This is a genomic window from Aeromonas sp. QDB54 (genome assembly GCF_027707385.1).
In the GTDB taxonomy this organism is placed as follows: domain Bacteria; phylum Pseudomonadota; class Gammaproteobacteria; order Enterobacterales; family Aeromonadaceae; genus Aeromonas; species Aeromonas hydrophila.
The window spans coordinates 35,058-54,913 of the sequence record NZ_JAPCIT010000019.1 but is presented as its reverse complement, the minus strand read 5'-3'; the positions used below and the strand labels follow the sequence as shown (position 1 = coordinate 54,913).

Annotated in this window: 21 protein-coding genes; 13 read left to right on the top strand and 8 right to left on the bottom strand. The window is 60.1% G+C overall.

The window, feature by feature from the left end; all coding sequences use genetic code 11:
• The first annotated feature begins 20 nt into the window (after nucleotides 1-20).
• A complete protein-coding gene (locus tag PG881_RS17785) occupies nucleotides 21-704 on the top strand; it encodes a response regulator (protein WP_011704058.1) in 684 nt (227 codons plus the stop codon).
• Nucleotides 705-800: 96 nt separating this feature from the next.
• Here PG881_RS17785 and PG881_RS17780 read toward each other — a convergent pair whose 3' ends face one another.
• On the bottom strand, nucleotides 801-1,928 hold the full coding sequence (locus tag PG881_RS17780) for a multidrug effflux MFS transporter (RefSeq protein ID WP_270801773.1): 1,128 nt from the start codon (nucleotides 1,926-1,928) through the stop codon (nucleotides 801-803).
• A gap of 92 nt (nucleotides 1,929-2,020) precedes the next feature.
• On the opposite strand from PG881_RS17780, the gene PG881_RS17775 reads away from it, so the two are divergent.
• Nucleotides 2,021-2,845, top strand: coding sequence for an AraC family transcriptional regulator (locus PG881_RS17775; protein WP_270801770.1), 825 nt, complete (start codon nucleotides 2,021-2,023; stop codon nucleotides 2,843-2,845).
• Here PG881_RS17775 and PG881_RS17770 read toward each other — a convergent pair.
• Nucleotides 2,775-3,008 (bottom strand): hypothetical protein, encoded by a 234-nt coding sequence (locus PG881_RS17770; RefSeq protein WP_016348875.1) that lies wholly within the window; start codon nucleotides 3,006-3,008, stop codon nucleotides 2,775-2,777. The genes PG881_RS17775 and PG881_RS17770 overlap by 71 nt on opposite strands.
• 282 nt (nucleotides 3,009-3,290) lie before the next feature.
• Here PG881_RS17770 and PG881_RS17765 point away from each other — a divergent pair, with 282 nt between their 5' ends.
• Nucleotides 3,291-4,541 carry a valine--pyruvate transaminase gene (locus tag PG881_RS17765; protein WP_270801767.1) on the top strand — a complete coding sequence of 417 codons (1,251 nt, stop codon included), beginning with the start codon at nucleotides 3,291-3,293 and terminating at the stop codon, nucleotides 4,539-4,541.
• Nucleotides 4,542-4,614: 73 nt separating this feature from the next.
• Here PG881_RS17765 and PG881_RS17760 read toward each other — a convergent pair whose 3' ends face one another.
• Together PG881_RS17760 and PG881_RS17755 are read right to left on the bottom strand one after the other, a co-directional pair.
• Entirely contained in the window at nucleotides 4,615-5,052 is a 438-nt protein-coding gene (locus PG881_RS17760; RefSeq protein ID WP_270801763.1) for an Hsp20 family protein, read from the bottom strand.
• Between the two features lie 92 nt (nucleotides 5,053-5,144).
• The gene (locus PG881_RS17755) at nucleotides 5,145-5,558 is read right to left on the bottom strand and encodes an Hsp20 family protein (protein ID WP_016348872.1); all 414 of its coding nucleotides are present in this window, start codon (nucleotides 5,556-5,558) and stop codon (nucleotides 5,145-5,147) included.
• A 234-nt stretch (nucleotides 5,559-5,792) separates the two neighbouring features.
• On the opposite strand from PG881_RS17755, the gene PG881_RS17750 reads away from it, so the two are divergent.
• Entirely contained in the window at nucleotides 5,793-6,497 is a 705-nt protein-coding gene (locus tag PG881_RS17750; protein ID WP_270801761.1) for a helix-turn-helix transcriptional regulator, read from the top strand.
• 66 nt (nucleotides 6,498-6,563) lie between these two features.
• A complete protein-coding gene (locus tag PG881_RS17745; RefSeq protein WP_270801758.1) occupies nucleotides 6,564-6,941 on the top strand; it encodes a VOC family protein in 378 nt (125 codons plus the stop codon).
• Nucleotides 6,942-7,057: 116 nt separating this feature from the next.
• Here the strand turns inward: PG881_RS17745 and gyrB are convergent, their stop codons facing one another.
• From gyrB to dnaA, 4 genes are all read right to left on the bottom strand, one after another.
• Complete coding sequence (gene gyrB / locus PG881_RS17740) at nucleotides 7,058-9,469, bottom strand: DNA topoisomerase (ATP-hydrolyzing) subunit B (protein WP_016348869.1); 2,412 nt, start codon at nucleotides 9,467-9,469, stop codon at nucleotides 7,058-7,060.
• The gene (gene recF / locus PG881_RS17735; RefSeq protein ID WP_043161801.1) at nucleotides 9,466-10,569 is read right to left on the bottom strand and encodes a DNA replication/repair protein RecF; all 1,104 of its coding nucleotides are present in this window, start codon (nucleotides 10,567-10,569) and stop codon (nucleotides 9,466-9,468) included. The genes gyrB and recF overlap by 4 nt, the downstream gene beginning before the upstream one ends.
• Before the next feature lie 2 nt (nucleotides 10,570-10,571).
• Entirely contained in the window at nucleotides 10,572-11,675 is a 1,104-nt protein-coding gene (dnaN, locus tag PG881_RS17730; RefSeq protein WP_011704048.1) for a DNA polymerase III subunit beta, read from the bottom strand.
• 83 nt (nucleotides 11,676-11,758) lie between these two features.
• A complete protein-coding gene (gene dnaA / locus PG881_RS17725; RefSeq protein WP_005307141.1) occupies nucleotides 11,759-13,129 on the bottom strand; it encodes a chromosomal replication initiator protein DnaA in 1,371 nt (456 codons plus the stop codon).
• Nucleotides 13,130-13,444: 315 nt separating this feature from the next.
• Here dnaA and PG881_RS17720 point away from each other — a divergent pair, with 315 nt between their 5' ends.
• The 8 genes from PG881_RS17720 to mnmE all read left to right on the top strand — a co-directional run bounded on the left by PG881_RS17720 (nucleotide 13,445) and on the right by mnmE (nucleotide 19,795).
• Nucleotides 13,445-14,203, top strand: a complete 759-nt coding sequence (locus PG881_RS17720; RefSeq protein WP_005307144.1) for an amino acid ABC transporter substrate-binding protein — start codon at nucleotides 13,445-13,447, stop codon at nucleotides 14,201-14,203.
• Nucleotides 14,204-14,872 carry an amino acid ABC transporter permease gene (locus PG881_RS17715; protein WP_011707929.1) on the top strand — a complete coding sequence of 223 codons (669 nt, stop codon included), beginning with the start codon at nucleotides 14,204-14,206 and terminating at the stop codon, nucleotides 14,870-14,872. It abuts the gene before it with no gap.
• Between the two features lie 87 nt (nucleotides 14,873-14,959).
• Nucleotides 14,960-15,694, top strand: coding sequence for an amino acid ABC transporter ATP-binding protein (locus PG881_RS17710; protein WP_017410488.1), 735 nt, complete (start codon nucleotides 14,960-14,962; stop codon nucleotides 15,692-15,694).
• 269 nt (nucleotides 15,695-15,963) lie between these two features.
• Entirely contained in the window at nucleotides 15,964-16,098 is a 135-nt protein-coding gene (rpmH, locus tag PG881_RS17705; protein ID WP_005307156.1) for a 50S ribosomal protein L34, read from the top strand.
• Nucleotides 16,098-16,457, top strand: a complete 360-nt coding sequence (gene rnpA, locus PG881_RS17700) for a ribonuclease P protein component (protein WP_016352406.1) — start codon at nucleotides 16,098-16,100, stop codon at nucleotides 16,455-16,457. Before rpmH ends, rnpA begins: the two co-directional genes overlap by 1 nt.
• Nucleotides 16,424-16,672 (top strand): membrane protein insertion efficiency factor YidD, encoded by a 249-nt coding sequence (yidD, locus tag PG881_RS17695; protein WP_010635605.1) that lies wholly within the window; start codon nucleotides 16,424-16,426, stop codon nucleotides 16,670-16,672. Before rnpA ends, yidD begins: the two co-directional genes overlap by 34 nt.
• Nucleotides 16,673-16,677: 5 nt before the next feature.
• On the top strand, nucleotides 16,678-18,324 hold the full coding sequence (gene yidC, locus PG881_RS17690; protein WP_011707925.1) for a membrane protein insertase YidC: 1,647 nt from the start codon (nucleotides 16,678-16,680) through the stop codon (nucleotides 18,322-18,324).
• A 109-nt stretch (nucleotides 18,325-18,433) separates the two neighbouring features.
• A complete protein-coding gene (gene mnmE, locus PG881_RS17685) occupies nucleotides 18,434-19,795 on the top strand; it encodes a tRNA uridine-5-carboxymethylaminomethyl(34) synthesis GTPase MnmE (RefSeq protein ID WP_270801750.1) in 1,362 nt (453 codons plus the stop codon).
• The last annotated feature ends 61 nt before the right edge of the window (nucleotides 19,796-19,856 follow it).

Genomic DNA, 19,856 nt, shown 5'->3' with positions numbered 1-19,856 from the left:
TCTATCCAGCTGGAGGCTGAATGGCTCACATACTGGTCATCGATGACGAGGCGGCCATCCGCCGTTTTTTGCGGATCAGCCTGATCGCCGAGGGGCATCAGGTGAGCGAGGCGGTCGGCGTCAACGAGGGGCTGGCGCAGTATCGCCACCTCAATCCCGATCTGGTGATCCTGGATCTGGGCCTGCCGGACGGGGACGGCATCCAGGTGTTGCAGGCCATTCGCGAGCACCATCAGCACCCGGTACTGGTGCTGTCGGCGCGGGATTCTGAACAGGAGAAGGTGCGCTTGCTGGATGCCGGCGCCAACGACTACATGAGCAAGCCGTTCGGCATCGGCGAGATGATGGCTCGCATTCGGGTGCTGCTGCGCCAGCGGGCCGGGGTCAGCAGCGGTGAGCAGCGCCACTTCCCCCAGTGCGGGCTGACCCTGGACAGCAGCAGCCACAGGGTCACCCTGGGAGAGGAAGAGGTGCCTCTCTCCCGCAAGGAGTTCGCCCTGCTGCAGGCCCTGGTGTGCCACCCCGGCAAGCTGGTGCTGCAGACCCAGCTGCTCAACGACATCTGGGGACCGAGCCACAAGGAAGACACCCACTACCTGCGCATCGTCATCGCCAGCCTGCGCAAGAAGCTGGGAGATAACCCCCAGCAACCCACGCTGATCGAGACCGAATCCGGCATCGGCTACCGCTTTATCGGCAGCTGATGTTGTAGCAAGAAGCTGGGCGGCAACATTCCCAGCAATCTACGCTGATCGAAACCGAATCCGGTATCGGCTACCGTTTTATCGGCAGCTGATGTTTCACGTGGAACGACGCCAACCGCAGCAAAGAGCCAACAGACCACAGCCGCCGAGCAGCAGACCGAGATCCTGCAAGCAGGCTGCAACCGCCAGCCCCAGGCTGAGCAACAGGTAGTAGGCCAGCCCGAACAGGGCACCGGCACTGCCTGCCACCTCCCGATAGGCCAGCAGCGCCTGGCTCAGCACATTGGGGATCGCCAACCCGAACGCCACCACCACCCCCATCATCGGCAGCAGGAACCAGAGCGAAGTCTGACTGACCCACACCAGCCAGCCGGACCCCAGCGCCAACGCGGCGGCGAGCCGGACCAGCGAGGCAGGCGACCAGCCACGCCCTAGCAGGCGCTTGTTGAGCAGGCTGCCCCCCAGGGTCGCCAGCGCCAGCAAGATGCCGGAGTAACCAAACTCACCCGCGCTCAACCCCAGCCCGGCAAACAGGAAGGGCGCCAGGCTGTAGTAGCCAAACAGCATGGTGTTGAACAGCGCCACCAGAGCCGCGCTGCGCCACAAGGCTGCATCACGCATCATCCGTTGTGCCAGCGGCCAGAGCGCCACCCGCTGGGTGATGGCCGGCCGGGTTTCCGGCAGTTGCCAGCAAGTGACCAGCAGCAATCCGACTGCCAACACCAGCAGGGCGCTGAATACCCCGAGATAGCCGAACCCGCTCGCCAGCTGGCCGCCGCTCACCAGCCCCAGCACCGGACTGAGGGAGAGCGCGATGCCCATCACCGAAAAGACCCGCGCCAGATCACTGCCCTGATAGCTGTCGCGCAGCATGGTCTGGGTCACCACGGAGCCCACGGCGGCGCCGAAGGCCGCGATGACCCGGGCCAGCAACAGGGTTTCAAACTCAGTGGCCAGCAAAGCCAGCAGAGTGCCAGCACCATAGGTCATCAGCCCCGCCAGCATGGCGGGACGCCGCCCGACCAGATCGCACAGTCGGCCCCAGCAGACCACGCCCGCCGCAAACGCCAGAAAATAGACCGACAGGGTCTGGGATGCCTGCCCTTCGCTCACCCGAAACTGACTGGCGATATGGGTCAGCACCGGGCTGTAGATGGTCTCCACTATCTGCGGAAACATCATCAATCCGACCACCAGCCAGAGCGGTGGCAACTTGTTGTTCATGACAAACCTCCTTCACAAGAGGCCGTCATTCTAGAGTGATGCCGATTGTCCGATTACAATAAGCAGGACTATAAACATCAATAATAGGACACATGGCCTTTATTCTTCCCGATCACCCTTTTGACCCGGATCAGCACGATGGCAGCGCCATCGGGATTGCCTCCGCCCTCGGCTGGCACGACTCTGGCCGTCATCAGCACAGGCGCCATCAGCTGCTGTTCGCCCAGGCCGGTTGCATGACCATAGAGCTGGACGATCAGGTCTGCCTGCTGCCGCCGACACGAGCGGCCTGGCTGCCGGCAGGCCTGCCCCATCGGGTGCTGATGCGCGGGGTGGTGGCGTATCGCTCCCTCTACTTCCAGCCGGAGCCCGGCTTGCCGACCGAGATGGCGGTGCTGGCGGTCAACCCGCTGTTGCGGGAGATCATCGAGCGGATGGCGATCTGGCCGTGGGACAAGCCGGCAGCGGAGCAGCATTGCACGCTGGCGCTGTTGCAGGAGGAGCTGGCGCAAGCGCCGCGGGAATCCTGGCAGTTACCGCTGCCGTCAGACTCGCGTCTGGCCGGCTGGCTGCAGGAAGTGAAGCGGGGCGACACCCTGCCCGATCGGCTCAACCGGCTGGCCGAACGGGTGGGTGCCAGTGACAAGACCATAGGTCGCATCTTCATGCGAGAGACCGGCATGAGCTACCAGGCCTGGCGCCAGCAGTGGCGACTGTTGCGGGCGCTGGAACTGCTGGCCGAGGCCGAACCCATCAGCCGGGTAGCGGCAACGCTGGAGTTCGCCAGCGACAGCGCCTTCATCAGCTTCTTCAGACAAGACACGGGGCAGACCCCGCTGCGCTATCTCAACTCTCGGGGTGAGTCGCATCGGCCGAGCTCGCCTCCACCACCAGGGTCTCCAGCGCCAGCGGTTTGAGGTTGTGGATCGCCTCCTCCACCACCGCATGGGAGGCCTGCTGCTGCTGGGCCGCTATCTCCTGCGCCAGCTTGGCGCTGTCCAGTTCGGGTCTGGGGTACTCGTCGGCCATGACGTTCAGGCTCAGGCTGCTGGCAATCAAGGTTGCGATCAGGATTTTCATCTGGTGTGCTCCGGTGTGGTTGAGATGACCAGATAGCTATTCCAATTGTTGTGCCACATCTATAACGACATGATTTTGTTTAAATTAATTGTTTTCAGATGATAAATGGCCCCAGTTGGACAACATCCTGTAGTCAGGATTGAACCAACAAGTGGTCATTTTCACCACGCTTAATTTTGTCTGCTGTTCCACGTGGAACGTCCCATTTTTTTGATCGACACCCGCTTTTAAACTGAGCTATGGTGCTAGCTCCCCCGTAACTGACTCTGGATCTGTCACCGAATGGAATTTTCCTTGTTCGGCGAGAAGTTCACTCGCCATGCCGGTATTACCCAACTCATGGATGACCTTAATCAGGGGCTGACCAATCCGGACGCCATCATGCTGGGTGGCGGCAACCCGGCCCCCATCCCCGCCATGCTGGAACGCTTTCAGGCCGAGGCCAAGAGCCTGCTCGACAACGGCGAGCTGGTGAAGGCGATGGCCAACTACGATGGCCCCCAAGGCAAGGACAGGTTCACCAAGGCGCTGGCGGCCCTGCTCAGCAAAGAGCTGGGCTGGGACATCTCCGCCCGCAACATCGCCCTGACCAACGGCAGCCAGAACGCCTTCTTCTATCTGTTCAACCTGTTGGCGGGCGAATTTGCCGATGGCCGCAAGAAAAAGGTGCTGTTCCCGCTCGCCCCCGAGTACATCGGCTATGCCGACTCGGCACTGGCGGACGACTACTTCGTGGCCTACAAACCCACCATCGAGAAGCTGGCCGACGGCCAGTTCAAGTACCACGTGGACTTCGAGAGCCTGCAGGTGGGCGACGACATCGGGGTGATCTGCGTCTCCCGCCCCACCAACCCCACCGGCAACGTGCTGACCGATGAAGAGATCGAACACCTCGATCAGATTGCCCGCGACAAGGGCATTCCGCTGCTGATCGACAACGCCTACGGCGTCCCCTTCCCGGGCATCATCTTCAGCGAAGCCAAGCCGTTCTGGAACGCCAATACCATCCTCTGCATGAGCCTCTCCAAGCTCGGCCTGCCGGGCACTCGCTGCGGCATCGTCATCGCCGACGAGAAGATCATTCAGGCCATCACCAACCTGAGCGGCATCATCAATCTGGCACCGGGCAGTCTGGGGCCCGCTATCACCATCCCGATGATCGAGAGCGGCGAGATCATCGCCCTCAGCAAACAGGTGGTGAAACCCTTCTATCAGCAGAAGGCGGAGCTGGCGGTGCAACTGCTGCGCGAAGCGATCCCCGACCCGCGCTTCCACATCCACAAGCCGGAAGGCGCCCTCTTCCTCTGGCTCTGGTTCGAAGGCTTGCCGATCCACTGCCAGGAGCTGTACGAGCGATTGAAGGCGAAGAACCTGCTGATCGTGCCGGGCCACTACTTCTTCCCCGGCATCGACGACCCCGAGTGGCGCCACAGCCAGGAGTGCATCCGCCTCAACTACTCCCAGAGCGAGGAGCTGGTACGGCGCGGCATCGCCATCCTGGCCGACGAAATCAACGCCCTCTACGCCGGCTAAGCCCAGTTCGGCGATACAAAAACAGAGAGGCCTGCACATGCAGGCCTCTCTTGTTTATCGCGCGCCGATTGGCTTAACCGGGCAGTGCCAGCTGCTCGGGCTTGCCGATGGGGATGGCACGGGGCTTGAGCGCCTCCGGCAGCTCACGCGCCAGATCGATGGTCAGCAACCCATGCTCCAGCTTGGCGCCCTGCACTTCCACGTGCTGGCTCAGCTTGAAGGCGAGCTCGAAGTCTCGCTCGGCGATCCCCTGATGGAGGAACTGGCGTTCATCGGCGGCGGCCTTGCGCCCCATCACCTTGAGGGTGCCGTTTTCGGTCTCCAGCTCCAGCTCTTCGCGCTCGAAGCCGGCCACGGCAACCGTGATGCGATAGCCGTCGTGATCGCGCTTTTCGATGTTGTACGGGGGGTAAGCGGCGGTCTTCTGCTCGAACAGACCTTCCAGCTCACGGGCCATCCGCTCGAAGCCGACGGCGTTGGAATAGAGATGAGAAAAATCGAGGTTACGCATAATCCTATCCTTCTATAAGCAACAGGTTTCACTTCTCCACGGGCCCGTCATCGGCACCCGGAAAACGTCATCAATTCAATGAGGTCAGGCTATCAGCCGTTGATCTCGATCTTGCGGGGCTTCATCGCCTCGGGCACTTCGCGCACCAGGTCGATGTGCAGCAGACCGTTTTTCAGATCGGCGCCCTTCACCCGCACATAGTCGGCCAGCTGGAAGCGACGCTCGAAACCGCGTTCGGCTATGCCTTGGTAGAGGTAGTTGCGCTCGCTATCGGCCTGCTTGTTGCCCTTCACCGTCAGCAGATTTTCCTGGAAGCTCAGCTCCAGCTCTTCCTGAGTAAAGCCCGCCACCGCCATGCTGATGCGGTAGTCGCTATCACCCAGCTGCTCGATGTTGTAGGGGGGATAACCGGCATTGCCATTGCTGGCCGCAGATTCGATGAGATTGGCCAGACGATCGAAACCGATGGCAGAACGATAGAGCGGAGAAAAGTCGATAGAGCGCATAGTATTATCCTCTTTTGAGCGATAACTGATTGTTTGCCCTCCTGATGGACGGGCGCCTGGTCGAAACCTCTGTCGAGCGTTCCGGCCTTGTTATCTATATAGGGGCCCGCTTTCGGCTTTCAAGGGCCCTGATCGAAAAATCTTCTCGCCGCCCGTTGCAGGCTTTTTCCACATTCAACTTTCTCCCCCAGTCACAACATGGCACCCTGAGCGGAGATCTTGAGGAGCCACATCATGTCCCGTTCCGAACGCCTGCTGGCCCTGCTGCAGCTGCTGCGCGGCCACCGCTACGCCATCACCGGCAGCGAGCTGGCCAGCCAGCTTGGCATCAGTCTGCGCACCCTCTATCGGGATATCGCTACCCTGCAGGCACAGGGCGCCCACATCGAGGGGGAAGCGGGCATCGGCTATGTGCTGCGCCCCGGCTTCATGCTGCCGCCGCTGATGTTCAGCGAAGAGGAGCTGGATGCACTGGTGCTGGGCTCACGCTGGGTGGCGGCCCATGCCGACCATGCCCTCAGCACCGCCGCCAGCAGCGCGCTGGCCAAGATAGAGGCCGTGCTGCCCGCCGACTACCGTCAACAGCTGCATGCCAATGCCCTGCTGATCGGTACCTCTCGCGGTGACAGCCCCGTCGACGAGGCTCCACTGCGCAACGCCATCCGCCAGCAGCGCAAGGTGACCCTGAGCTATCGGGATCTCAAGGAGGAGAGTTCGGAGCGCACTGTCTGGCCCTGTGCCCTCGGCTACTTCGACCAGGTGCGGGTACTGGTGGCCTGGTGCGAGCTGCGCCAGGACTTTCGCCACTTTCGGGTGGACAGGATCAGCGCGATGCGGCTGGAGGCGGAATCTTATCCGGGCAATCGAGAGCGGCTGCTCAAGGAGTGGCGGGACAACCAGCAGATCCCGCAGCCCAGATTCATTGCTGACAGAAACTGACAGCAGGCAGCGCCATGCTGACGGGGTAGGCGCCGATGCGTCATCTCATCAGCAAGGAGCATCACCATGTTAATCCCCCAGTTCACCATCCTCTACGTTGCCAACCCGGCTCGCAGCGCGCTCTTCTATCGCGAGCTGTTCGGACGCCCACCGGTGGAGGAGTCCCCCACCTTTGCCATGTTCGTGTTCGAATCGGGCGCCAGACTGGCACTCTGGTCCAGCGCCACGGTCGAGCCCGCCGTGACCCAAACGGCCGGGGCCATGGAGCTGGCCTTAGCCCTCCCCGATGATGCCGCGGTCGATAGACAGTCTGACGAGTGGCTGGCGCGCGGGCTCACCCTGATCCAGGCACCGACCCGGATGGAGTTTGGCTACACCTGCATGGCGCTCGATCCGGATGGCCATCGTCTGCGCCTCTACTGCCCGGCCCCCGAACTGGGCTGAGCCGGCACCATCAAGACGGAGCCATGTTTCACGTGGAACGTGCAACCTTCTTCACCAGGAAAACAAAAAGCCGCTCACAGGGAGCGGCTTTTTTATATCGAGCTGACAGCGCCGAATTAGACGTCGAGGTTGGCCACGCGCAGGGCGTTGGTCTCGATGAAATCACGACGCGGCTCAACGGCATCACCCATCAGGGTGGAGAAGAGTTGGTCCGCACCGACGGCGTCGTCGATGGTGACGCGCAGCATGCGACGGGCTTCCGGATCCATGGTGGTTTCCCACAGCTGGTCCGGGTTCATCTCGCCCAGCCCTTTATAGCGCTGGATGTAGATGCCACGCTTGCCTTCGCCCATCAGCCACTCGACCGCTTCGACGAAGCTGGCGACCGGCTTCACCTTCTCGCCACGCTTGATGTAACCACCTTCCTCGATCAGGTTGGCGATCTCCTTGCCCAACGAGACCAGTTGACGGTACTCGGAGGATTGCAGGAAGTCGTAGCTGAGCGGGTATTCGCGGTCGACCCCGTGCTGGCGTACCACGGCGTGCGGCACGAACAGACGGCGCTCTTCGTCGTGGCGTACCTGCATCTGGTACTGGATGCCGTGGTTGCTCTCGTTGAGCACGGCTTCCATGCTCTGACACCAGGCCAGCAGATCGCTCTCGCTGCTCAGCAGCGCTTCGTTCAGCTCCGGCTGATAGATCAGCTGGGTCAGCACGGCTTCCGGCGCGCGGCGAGACATGCGGGTGATCAGGTGAGTCACCGAGCGATGCTGGTTGACCAGGCGCTCCAGCGCCTCGCCACCGATGGCCGGAGCGGACTCGTTGACATGCAGAGTCGCACCATCCAGCGCCATGGCAGTCTGGTATTGCAGCAGCGCGTCTTCGTCTTTCAGATACTGCTCCTGCTTGCCCTTCTTCACCTTGTAGAGCGGCGGCTGAGCGATGTAGACGTAGCCACGTTCGATGATTTCCGGCATCTGACGATAGAAGAAGGTCAGCAGCAGGGTACGGATGTGTGCACCATCGACGTCCGCATCGGTCATGATGATGATGTTGTGATAACGCAGCTTGTCCGGGTTGTACTCGTCGCGACCGATGCCGCAGCCCAGTGCGGTGATCAGGGTGCCCACCTCCTGGGAGGAGATCATCTTGTCGAAACGGGCCTTCTCCACGTTCAGGATCTTGCCCTTGAGCGGCAGGATGGCCTGGTTCTTCCGGTTGCGACCCTGCTTGGCGGAACCGCCAGCAGAGTCCCCTTCCACTATGTAGAGTTCGGAGAGCGCCGGGTCTTTTTCCTGACAGTCAGCCAGCTTGCCGGGTAGACCGGCGATATCCAGCGCGCCTTTGCGGCGAGTCAGTTCTCGCGCCTTGCGGGCCGCCTCACGGGCACGGGCCGCATCGATGATCTTGTTGACCACGATCTTGGCATCGCCCGGGTTTTCCAGCAGGAAGTCGGCCAGCTTCTCACCCATCGCCTGTTCGACGGCGGTCTTCACTTCGGAAGAGACCAGCTTGTCCTTGGTCTGGGAGGAGAACTTGGGATCCGGCACCTTGACGGAGATAACGGCAATCAGACCTTCACGCACGTCGTCGCCACTGGCGGCAGACTTGGCCTTCTTGCTGTAGTCCTCTTTGTCCATGTAGGAGTTCAGAGTACGGGTCAGCGCAGTACGGAAGCCCACCAGGTGAGTACCACCATCACGCTGCGGAATGTTGTTGGTAAAGCAGTAGACCCCTTCCTGATAGGCGTCGTTCCACTGCATCGCCACTTCGACGCCGATGCCGTCCTGCTCGGTGGTGAAGTGGAACACCTTCGGGTGGATCGGGGTTTTGTTCTGGTTCAGGTATTCGACGAACGCCTTGATGCCGCCTTCGTAGCAGAAGTGCGCCTCACGGCCGTCACGCTCATCCAACAGGCGGATGGAGACGCCGGAGTTGAGGAAGGAGAGCTCGCGCAGACGCTTGGCCAGGATCTCGTAGTGGAACAGGGTATCGCTGAAGATGGTCGGGCTCGGCCAGAAGCGGACTTCGGTTCCGGTGCCGGTGCTATCGCCAATCTGCTTGAGCGGTGCCTGCGGCTCACCCAGGTGATAGGTCTGCTCGTAGACATGGCCATTGCGACGGATGGTCAGCAGCAGCTTGTCAGAGAGGGCGTTTACCACGGAGACGCCGACACCGTGCAGACCACCGGAGACCTTGTAGGAGTTGTCGTCGAACTTGCCGCCCGCGTGCAGCACGGTCATGATGACCTCGGCAGCGGAGCGACCCTCTTCCGGGTGGATGTCGACTGGAATACCACGACCGTTGTCACGGACGGAGACGGAACCGTCGGAATGGATCTTGACCTGAATATCGGAGCAGTAGCCGGCCAGAGCCTCGTCAATGGAGTTGTCGACGACCTCGAACACCATGTGGTGCAGACCCGAGCCATCATCCGTATCGCCGATATACATCCCCGGGCGCTTGCGGACCGCATCCAGGCCCTTCAGTACCTTGATATTCGAGGAGTCGTAAGTATTTTCACTCATAGCTTACTCTCTGCCTTCTCTAACGTTTCGGAGATCTTGCCTTGTTCCACGTGGAACAACTTGCAGTCATTCGCATCCATCATGTCTGCGAGCTGACCGGTGTCGATGGCGGTAATGAATACCTGGGACGCACACTGCTTCAGCCTTGCGGCCAGCAACCGGCGCTTGTCGACATCCAGTTCAGAGGCAAAATCATCAATTAAAAAAATACAGCCACGGCTGCTATGTTGATTCAAATAGAGCCCTTGGGCCAGTCGCATGGCACAGACCAGCAACTTCAACTGACCCCTGGACAAAATATCCTGCGCGGGGACGCCGTTCGCCTTGAGTCGCACATCGGCCTTCTGTGGGCCTACTCCTGTGTAACCCAGCGCCCGATCCCGCTCAAACCCCGCCTCCAGCAATTCATTGAGCGGGGTATCTTTTTCCCAGCCTCGATAGAATCCAAGGCTGATATCGAATTCCGGCAAAAAATCCGCCGTCATCTCCTTGATCAGGGGCGTAATGGCCTGACAATAACTGGCGCGAAACTCGGCCAATTCACCGCCCAACCGTACCAATTCCTGATCCCAGTACGCCAGCTGGCGATACTGGCTGCTCTGACGCAGCAGCGCATTGCGCTGTTTCAGCAGCCGCCGCACTCGCCCCCACAGGGCAAAGAAGGTCGGCTCCTGATGGAAGACACCCCAATCGAGCCAGGCACGGCGAGCCTGAGGCCCGCCCGTCAGCAGGTTGAAGCCATCGGGATGGATCAACTGCACCGGCAACAGCTCCGCCAAATCTGCCAGCCGCTGGGCCTGCGCCCCGGCAATCTTGAGCTGGGTCTCGCCACTCTTGTCCTTGGCAAGGCCGATGGGCACCTGGCGCCCTTCCAGTTCACACTGGGCAAACAGGGTAAACGCCCTCTCCCCCTGGCGGATGACCCGCCCGGTCAGGTGAGTACGAAAGGAGCGACCGAGACCGAGGTAGTGAATGGCTTCCAGCACGCTGGTCTTGCCGCTGCCATTGCACCCGACCAGGATATTGAGGCCGGGCGACAGCGCGAGACTGGCCTGCTGGATATTGCGAAAGTCGCTGAGCTGGAGTTTGACCAGGGACACGACTAGATCCGCATCGGCATTACCACGTACTGAGCATCCTGACTGTCAAAATCCTCAATAATGGCGCTGCTGATGGAATCGCTCAGGCTGATCCGGATTTGGTCACATTTTAACGTATTCAGCACGTCCAGCACATAAGAGACGTTGAAACCAATCTCCATCTCGCCGGCTTCGTATTGTACGTCAAGCAGCTCTTCGGCTTCTTCCTGTTCCGGGTTGTTGGCGGTGATGCGCAGCAGGTTTTCCTGCAGATTGAGACGCACCCCACGGAATTTCTCGTTGGAGAGGATGGCGGCACGGGCAAAGGCCTGGCGCAGATCCTCACGACCGGCGATCAGGGCCTTGTCGCTGTTGCGCGGAATGACGCGGCGCCAGTCCGGGAAGCGGCCATCCACCAGCTTGGAGGTAAAGATGAAGCCATCTAGGGCTGCACGCAGGTTGCTGCGGCCGATCTGCAGCCGTACCGGCTTGTCTTCCGCTTCCAACAGGCGCACCAGTTCCAGCACGCCCTTGCGCGGCAGGATGACCTGATGATCGGGCAGCGATTCCGTTACCACCTCGCGGCGGCAGGTCGCCAGCCGGTGACCGTCGGTCGCCACGGTGCGCAGACCGTGGCCCTCGCTCTCGAACAGCATGCCGTTCAGGTAGTAACGCACATCCTGGCTGGCCATGGAGAACTGGGTAGCATCGATGAGCTTTTTCAGCTCCAGCTGGCCGATGTCGAACTCGAGCACGGATTCCCAATCCTCGATGTTCGGGTATTCGGTGGCCGGCAGGGTCGATAGGTTGAAGCGGGAGCGGCCGGAACGGATGATCAGACGCTCGCCTTCGGTATTGAGGCGAATGTCCGCCCCCTCCGGCAGACCACGGCAGATATCCAGCAGCTTGCGCGCCGGCACTGTGGTGCGGCCATCCTGACTGTCGCTGTTGAGATAGACCTGACCGATCATCTCCACTTCGAGGTCGGTCCCGGTCAGTGACAGCAGACCGTTGCTCACATCCAGCAGCACGTTCCCGAGGATTGGCAGGGTCGGCCGGCCACCGAGGGCACCGGACACCAGTTGCAGAGGACGTAACAGGGCCTCACGGCTAATTTCGAGCTGCATCTGTGCTCTCCGTTGTTATTAGGAGGAAAAGGTTCGGATCAGGTTGGAATATTCGAACTGCATCTGTCCACTCCGTTCCGTTGTCAGGAAGAAAGGGTACGGATCAGGTTGGAATAGTCTTCCTTGATGTCGTGACTCTCTTCCTTCAGCTGCTCGATCTTGCGGCAGGCATGAAGCACGGTAGTGTGGTCACGACCACCAAAGGCATCACCTATCTCCGGCAAGCTATGGTTGGTCAGCTCCTTGGCCAGCGCCATCGCCAGCTGGCGTGGGCGGGCAACGGAGCGGGAACGCCGCTTGGAGAGCAGATCCGCCAGCTTGATCTTGTAGTACTCCGCCACCGTCTTCTGGATGTTGTCGATGGTGACCAGCTTCTCCTGCAGCGCCAGCAGGTCGCGCAGCGCTTCGCGCACGAAGTCGATATTGATCGCCCGACCGGTAAAGTTGGCGTTGGCAATCACCCGGTTGAGGGCACCTTCCAGCTCACGCACGTTGGAGCGCAGCCGCTTGGCGATGAAGAAGGCCACTTCGTCCGGCAGGTGGATCTGGTTCTCGTCCGCCTTGCGCATCAGGATCGCCACCCGGGTTTCCAGCTCCGGCGGTTCGATCGCCACCGTCAGGCCCCAGCCGAAGCGGGACTTGAGACGATCTTCCACCCCGTTGATCTCCTTCGGATAACGATCCGAGGTCAGGATGATCTGCTGGTTGCCTTCGAGTAGGGCGTTGAAGGTGTGGAAGAACTCCTCCTGGGAGCGCTCCTTGTTGGCAAAGAACTGGATGTCATCGATGAGCAGGGCATCGACGCTACGGTAATAACGCTTGAACTCTTCAATGGCGTTATTCTGCAGCGCCTTCACCATGTCCTGCACAAACCGTTCGGAGTGCATGTAGATGACCTTGGCGTCCTGCTTGCGCTCCTTGATGGCATTGCCGACCGCATGCAGCAGGTGGGTTTTGCCCAGACCGGTGCCGCCATAGAGGAACAGCGGGTTGTAGGCCCCGCCCGGATTGTCGGCAACCTGACGGGCAGCCGCACGAGCCAACTGGTTGGACTTACCTTCGACGAAATTCTCGAAGGTATAGTTCACGTTGGTGTTGCTCTTGTGGTTCGGCTCGGGTTTGGCCTCGGCCTTGCTTTCCCAGCTCTTCTGCGAGTTATTCACAGGATCCGCACCCCGCGCCGGCGCTCTGGCGACCGCGACGGGATGGGGACGATTACCAATGTCAAAACGCAGAGTGGGGCCGTCGACCCCGCAGAGTTCATTGATGATGCCGTTCACCCGGATGAGATACTTGTCTCGAACCCAGTCCAGAACAAAGCGATTCGGTGCATACAGGGTCAGAGTATTGTCACTCAACTCCGCTTGAAGCGGCCGGATCCACATGCTGAATTCTGCCGAGGGCAACTCATCTTGCAGCCGGTTAAGGCACTGCTGCCATAGCGAAGCAGTCACTCTAAACTCCCGTCGATTGATTAACTAAAGACCGGCTATTCTACGTTTTTAGCGGCTGGATCTCTAGCCGCGACCTCGCGGATCCAGCAAATAAGATCCTTGACTTTCAAGGATCCAGCAGCGCCGAATCCGATTTCATCCCCAAAGTTACCCACAGCCAGATCCATCGACAGGGGCACCAAAGATCCAGACCTGAAGCGGTTATTTTATATAACCAAATATCATTTATTCTTTAGCTTTTATTCCAATAACATCAGCGCAAATCCAGTGTTTACAACTAAAAATACAGAACAACAGAGAGAGAGAGGAATCCCCATGACGTCATCCATCAAGCTGGTCTCCGGCGCAGCCATTTTGCTGGCCGCCCTGTCCGGTCAAGCCATCGCCCAGGAAACCATCAAGGTCGGCATGTCCGGCAAGTACTTCCCGTTCACCTTCGTCAAGCAGGACAAGCTGCAGGGCTTCGAGGTGGATATGTGGAACCAGATCGGTGAGCGCACCGGCTACAAGGTAGAATTCGTGACCGCCAGCTTCTCCGGCCTGTTCGGCATGCTGGAAACCGGCCGCGTCGATACCATCTCCAACCAGATCACCATCACCGACGAGCGCAAGGCCAAGTACGCCTTCTCCCAGCCCTACGTCTATGACGGTGCCCAGATCGTGGTCCGCAAGGGCAACAGCACCATTCACGGCATCAAGGATCTGGAAGGCAAGAAGGTGGCGGTGAACCTAGGCTCCAACTTCGAAGAACTGCTGCGCAAGAACGACCCGAACAAGAAGATCGACATCCGCACCTATGACTCCGCCTTCGAGCAGGACGTTGCCCTGGGCCGGATCGACGCCTTCGTGATGGACCGCGTCTCCACCGCCCAACTGATCAAAGAGTCCAAGCTGCCGCTGCAGCAGGCCGGCGCACCGTTTGAAACCATCGAGAACGCCCTGCCCTTCCTGAAGACCCCTGAAAAGCAGGCGCTGCTGAAGAAGGTCGACGATGCCCTCACCGCCATGCGCAAGGATGGTTCCCTGCGTCAGATCTCTGAAAAATGGTTCGCTTCCGACATCACCGACAAATAAATGATGGAATTTGACCTCGAATACACGCTGGGGCTGTTTCCCATCCTGCTCAAATATCTGGGCACCACGATGGAGATGGCCCTGTGGGGATTCGTCCTGGCACTCGTACTGTCGCTGGCCCTAGCGATAGTACGGGTGTTTCGCGTTCCCGTGATCCACTGGCTGGCGATGCTCTATATCTCGTTTTTCCGGGGTACACCGCTACTCGTCCAGCTGTTCCTGCTCTATTACGGGCTGCCACAGCTGTTCCCCATCTTCGTGGGGATGGATGCCTTTACCGCCGCCATCGTCGGCCTGACCCTGCACTTCGCCGCCTACATGGCCGAATCGATCCGCGCCTCCATCATCGGCATCCACAAGAGCCAGATGGAAGCCGCCCTCAGTATCGGCATGAGCCGCTACCAGGCGATGCAGCGGATCATATTGCCGCAGGCGGCCCGCATTGCGACGCCGTCGCTGATGAACTACTTCATCGACATGATCAAGAGCACCTCGCTGGCCTTTACTCTGGGGGTGGCCGAGATCATGGGCAAGGCGCAGATGGAAGCCTCCTCCTCCTTCAAGTTCTTCGAGAGCTTCATGGCGGTGGCGCTGGTCTACTGGGTGGTGGTGATCTTCTTTACCCGCTTGCAGCATCTGCTGGAAGTGCGGCTCAACCGCGCTTATTAGGGGGTTGCCATGACAACGCAACCGACCCGCCTGCCATGCACGCAGGCAGTACGCTTTAACACTGCGCCTGTTTAAAGGAGGGCCATCATGATCAAGTTAACCGGCCTGTCCAAGGCATATGACGGCAATCAGGTGCTGAACAGCATCGATCTGGAGGTGAAAAAGGGGGAGATAGTGGTCATCATCGGCCCCTCCGGCACCGGCAAGTCGACCCTGCTGCGCTGTCTCAACCTGCTGGAAACCCCGGATGCCGGCAACCTCGCCATCGACGATCTGCAGCTCAACCTGGCCAGGGCCAGCGAGCAGCAGGCCATTGAGCTGCGCAAGCGGGCCTCCTTCGTGTTCCAGAACTACGCCCTGTTTGCCAACAAGACGGCGCTGGACAACATCGCCGAAGGGCTGATCACCGTCTGGAAACAGCCGAAGGCAGAGGCCCGTGCCACCGCCCTCGGCATCCTCAAGGACATCGGCCTCGCCGACAAGCAGGACGCCTATCCGGCTTCCCTGTCGGGTGGTCAGCAGCAGCGGGTCGGCATCGGCCGGGCCATGGCCGCACACTCCAAGGTGATCCTGTTTGACGAGCCCACGTCGGCTCTCGACCCCGAGTGGGTCGACGAGGTACTGGGTCTGATGAAGGAGCTGGCCCGCCAGCACCAGACCATGGTGGTGGTAACCCATGAGATTGAATTTGCTCGAGATGTTGCCGATCGGGTGATCTTCATGGAAGGGGGCCGGATCGTGGAACAGGGCCCGCCGGATCAGATATTGGTCGATCCGCAGGATCCCCGTACCCGGGAGTTCCTGCGCAAAGTGCTTAAATAGCTCTCTCTTTGGCGGCATTGCCGCCTTTTTTATTGGAGGATCCTTGTTAAACCCCGGGTTGCCAGTATAATCCGGAGCCCTCGATCCTCTGGATCCTCACTGCCGGTTCGGGCCTTTGCAAGGTCAGGACAGGAAGAGAGGGAACGGCGGATTGACTAAAAGCCGAACTCTGTTTAGAATTCGGCCTCTTTTGCTAGTCGTCACACGCTATAGCTGGCGCGTCGGCTAAGTGTGACAATCAAAACTGTACAGAAATACGGAATCGAATCATGAAACGTACTTTTCAACCGTCCAACCTGAAGCGCAAGCGCTCTCACGGTTTCCGCGCCCGCATGGCAACTGCCAACGGTCGTAAAGTTCTGGCCGCTCGTCGTGCCAAGGGTCGTGCCCGCCTGGTAGTCTAATGCCTACCCAGCACGCCTTTTCTCGGGAGTTACGTCTGTTAACTCCCGAACACTTCAAACGCGTTTTCGCCGAGCCTGTCCGGGCCGCTTCTCCGCAAATTACGCTTCTCGCCTGTCCCAATACCCTCGAACATCCTCGCCTTGGTCTCGCTGTGCCCAAAAAAGCACTCAAGCGTGCCGTCTGGCGCAACCGTGTAAAACGGGTGGTTCGGGAAAGTTTCCGCCTCAATCAGGCCAATCTGCCCGCTATCGACATCGTCGTGATCGCCAAGGCCGGTGTGAAAGAGATGGATAACGAGGAACTGTTCAAGTTACTGGAAAAGCTATGGCGCACTCTGTCACGCCGTTGCAATGGGTAGCTGTCAAACTGATACGCCTGTATCAGCTAATCATTAGCCCGCTGCTCGGGCCGCGCTGCCGTTTCACTCCGACTTGTTCCCAATTTGCGATAGAAGCAATCCGACTTCACGGTTTCATAAAAGGCGTTTGGTTAGCCAGCAAACGTCTATTAAAATGCCATCCCTTATCCGAGGGTGGTTATGACCCGGTTCCGCAACCAAAGCGAAGAAACTGAAGACTATGGAATCACAACGCAATCTCATCCTGATCGGTTTGCTGTTCGTGAGCTTTTTGCTCTGGCAACAGTGGGAGTCCGACAAGGCTCCGAAGCCGGCCCCGACTACCGTGGCCCAAACCGAACATTTCGTACCTGAAGCCGGTCAGACCGGTGATATTCCTCAGGTTTCCGAGCAAGCCAATGCGAACACCGCACGCAAGCTGATCACCGTCTCCTCCGACGTGCTCAAGCTGACCCTGGATACCCAGGGTGGCGACATCGTCTCTGCCGATCTGCTGGCCCACAAGCTGGAAGAGGGCAAGGATCAACCGTTCGTACTGCTGACCAGCCAACCTGAGCACCTCTACGTTGCCCAGAGCGGTCTGGTTGGTCGCAATGGTCCTGACAGCCAGGCCCAGGGTCGTCCCACCTACGAAGCCGCCCAGACCAGCTACCAGCTGGCCGATGGTCAGGATCAAGTCGTCGTACCGATGACCTGGACCGACAGCAAGGGCGTGGTCTTCACCAAGGAGTTCGTCCTCAAGCGTGGTGACTACGCCGTTGGCGTCGATTACAAGATCGACAACAAGTCCGCCGAGCCGGTCCAGGTGCAGTTCTACGGTCAGCTGAAGCAGACCGTGACTACCCCGAAAGACCAGCAGGGTCATGCCATGGTGGCCAGTGCCTACCGTGGTGGTGCCTTCTCCAGCGAAGATACCCGCTACAAGAAGTACACCTTCGACGAGATGAAGGATGCCGACCTGAACAAGACCACCAAGGGTGGTTGGGTCGCCATGCTGCAACACTACTTCGTCTCTGCTTGGGCACCGAATGCCGACGATACCAACAGCTTCTACAGCCGCGTGATCCCTGGCAAAGACCAGGCCATCATCGGCTACAAGGCGCCGCTGGTTGACGTGGCTGCCGGCCAGCAGGCCGAAGTGACCAGCAAGCTGTGGGTCGGTCCCAAGCTGCAAGACCAGATGGCCAAGGTGGCAAACCACCTCGACCTGACCGTCGACTACGGCTGGCTCTGGTTCATAGCCCAACCGCTGCACTGGCTGCTGACCGTGTTCCACGGTTTCGTCCAGAACTGGGGTGTGGCCATCATCATGCTGACCCTGCTGGTACGCGGCATCATGTTCCCGCTGACCAAGGCCCAGTACACCTCCATGGCCAAGATGCGCATGCTGCAGCCCAAGCTGGCCGCACTGCGTGAGCGCTTCGGCGACGATCGCCAGAAGATGTCTCAGGGCATGATGGAGCTGTACAAGAAGGAGAAGGTCAACCCGCTGGGTGGCTGTCTGCCGATCCTGGTGCAGATGCCGATCTTCATCGCCCTCTACTGGGCACTGATGGAATCCGTTGAGCTGCGCCACGCGCCGTTCGCCCTGTGGATCACCGACCTGTCGGTGAAGGACCCCTTCTTCGTGCTGCCGATCCTCATGGGTGCGTCCATGTGGTACCTGCAGAAGATGAGCCCGACCACCATTACCGACCCGATGCAGCAGAAAGTGATGCAGTTCATGCCGATCATCTTCACTTTCATGTTCCTCTGGTTCCCGGCAGGTCTGACCCTGTACTGGCTGGTGAGCAACGTCATCTCCATTACCCAGCAGACCATCATCTACCGTCAGCTTGAGAAGAAAGGCCTGCATACCCGCAGCTAATCGCTCCCGATGGCAAGATGGATGACAAAAGAGGCGGCCTTCGGGCCGCCTTTTTTATTACAATGACCCCACTGCTGTGAACCATCAGCGAACAAATGAGCCAAGCAAGATGACTACAGATACCATCGTGGCCCAGGCCACCGCCCCCGGCCGGGGTGGCGTCGGCATAGTCCGCGTCTCCGGTCCCGCCGCCGAACAGGTCGCCGAGATAGTGCTCGGCAAGCTCCCCCGGGTGCGTTATGCCGAATATCTGCCGTTCAGGGATGAGCAAGGCCAGCCGCTGGATCAGGGCATCGCCCTGCTGTTCAAGGCCCCCAACAGCTTCACCGGCGAAGATGTGCTGGAACTGCAGGGCCATGGCGGCCCGGTGATCATGGACATGCTGGTGCGCCGCATACTGCAGATAAAAGGGCTGCGCCCTGCCCGCCCCGGCGAGTTCAGCGAACGCGCCTTCATGAACGACAAGCTGGATCTGGCCCAGGCCGAGGCCATCGCCGACCTTATCGAGGCATCCAGCGAGCAGGCGGCCCGCAGTGCCATGCACTCCCTGCAGGGGCAGTTCTCCGGCAAGATCCAGCAGCTGGTGGAGAGTCTCACCCGGCTGCGTATCTATGTGGAGGCCGCCATCGACTTCCCGGACGAGGAGATCGATTTTCTCTCCGACGGCAAGGTGGCGGGTGATCTCTACGCCATCATGGCGGAGCTAGACGACGTACGCGGCGAGGCCAAGCAGGGTGCCCTGCTGCGGGAAGGGATGAAGGTGGTGATCGCCGGTCGTCCCAACGCCGGCAAATCGAGCCTGCTCAACGCCCTGGCCGGCCGCGAGTCCGCCATCGTCACCGAGATCGCCGGCACCACCCGTGACGTGCTGCGCGAGCACATCCATCTGGATGGCATGCCGCTGCACATCATCGACACCGCCGGCCTGCGCGATACCCAGGACAAGGTGGAGCAGATCGGCATCGAGCGTGCCTGGGCCGAGATTGAGCAGGCCGACCGGGTGCTGTTCATGGTGGATGGCACCACCACGGATGCGGTCGACCCGCGGGAGATCTGGCCGGAATTTGTTGATCGGTTGCCAAAAAAGATCGGCCTCACCGTGGTGCGCAACAAGGCCGACCTGACCGGCGAAGATCTGGCTCCGAGTCAGGAGAAGGGCCACGCAGTCTACCGCATCTCCGCCAAGACCGAGCTGGGGCTGCCCGCCCTGCGCGAGCACCTGAAGGCTTGCATGGGCTTCCAGGGCAACACCGAGGGGGGCTTCATGGCCCGCCGCCGTCACCTGGATGCGCTGGAACGCGCCGCCGAGCGGCTGCTGGTGGCCAAGGAGCAGCTGGAGGTGTTCGTGGCCGGCGAGCTGGTGGCCGAAGAGCTGCGCCTGGCGCAGGAGTCCCTCTCCGAGATCACCGGTGAGTTCAGCTCCGACGATCTGCTGGGTCGCATCTTCTCCAGCTTCTGCATCGGCAAATAACGCCGCACGGCAGGCAATAAAAAGCCCGGGTTCATCCCGGGCTTTTTATTGCGCATTTTTC

Coding starts and splice junctions, on each gene's coding strand:
- PG881_RS17765 (WP_270801767.1), top strand. CDS start 3,291: ATGGAATTTTCCTTGTTCGGCGAGAAGTTCACTCGCCATGCCGGTATT.
- PG881_RS17760 (WP_270801763.1), bottom strand. CDS start 5,052: ATGCGTAACCTCGATTTTTCTCATCTCTATTCCAACGCCGTCGGCTTC.
- dnaN (WP_011704048.1), bottom strand. CDS start 11,675: ATGCAGCTCGAAATTAGCCGTGAGGCCCTGTTACGTCCTCTGCAACTG.
- PG881_RS17785 (WP_011704058.1), top strand. CDS start 21: ATGGCTCACATACTGGTCATCGATGACGAGGCGGCCATCCGCCGTTTT.
- PG881_RS17775 (WP_270801770.1), top strand. CDS start 2,021: ATGGCCTTTATTCTTCCCGATCACCCTTTTGACCCGGATCAGCACGAT.
- PG881_RS17770 (WP_016348875.1), bottom strand. CDS start 3,008: ATGAAAATCCTGATCGCAACCTTGATTGCCAGCAGCCTGAGCCTGAAC.
- PG881_RS17710 (WP_017410488.1), top strand. CDS start 14,960: ATGATCAAGTTAACCGGCCTGTCCAAGGCATATGACGGCAATCAGGTG.
- gyrB (WP_016348869.1), bottom strand. CDS start 9,469: ATGAGTGAAAATACTTACGACTCCTCGAATATCAAGGTACTGAAGGGC.
- yidD (WP_010635605.1), top strand. CDS start 16,424: ATGGCGCACTCTGTCACGCCGTTGCAATGGGTAGCTGTCAAACTGATA.
- PG881_RS17745 (WP_270801758.1), top strand. CDS start 6,564: ATGTTAATCCCCCAGTTCACCATCCTCTACGTTGCCAACCCGGCTCGC.
- PG881_RS17715 (WP_011707929.1), top strand. CDS start 14,204: ATGATGGAATTTGACCTCGAATACACGCTGGGGCTGTTTCCCATCCTG.
- PG881_RS17780 (WP_270801773.1), bottom strand. CDS start 1,928: ATGAACAACAAGTTGCCACCGCTCTGGCTGGTGGTCGGATTGATGATG.
- yidC (WP_011707925.1), top strand. CDS start 16,678: ATGGAATCACAACGCAATCTCATCCTGATCGGTTTGCTGTTCGTGAGC.
- PG881_RS17750 (WP_270801761.1), top strand. CDS start 5,793: ATGTCCCGTTCCGAACGCCTGCTGGCCCTGCTGCAGCTGCTGCGCGGC.
- PG881_RS17755 (WP_016348872.1), bottom strand. CDS start 5,558: ATGCGCTCTATCGACTTTTCTCCGCTCTATCGTTCTGCCATCGGTTTC.
- rpmH (WP_005307156.1), top strand. CDS start 15,964: ATGAAACGTACTTTTCAACCGTCCAACCTGAAGCGCAAGCGCTCTCAC.
- PG881_RS17720 (WP_005307144.1), top strand. CDS start 13,445: ATGACGTCATCCATCAAGCTGGTCTCCGGCGCAGCCATTTTGCTGGCC.
- rnpA (WP_016352406.1), top strand. CDS start 16,098: ATGCCTACCCAGCACGCCTTTTCTCGGGAGTTACGTCTGTTAACTCCC.
- mnmE (WP_270801750.1), top strand. CDS start 18,434: ATGACTACAGATACCATCGTGGCCCAGGCCACCGCCCCCGGCCGGGGT.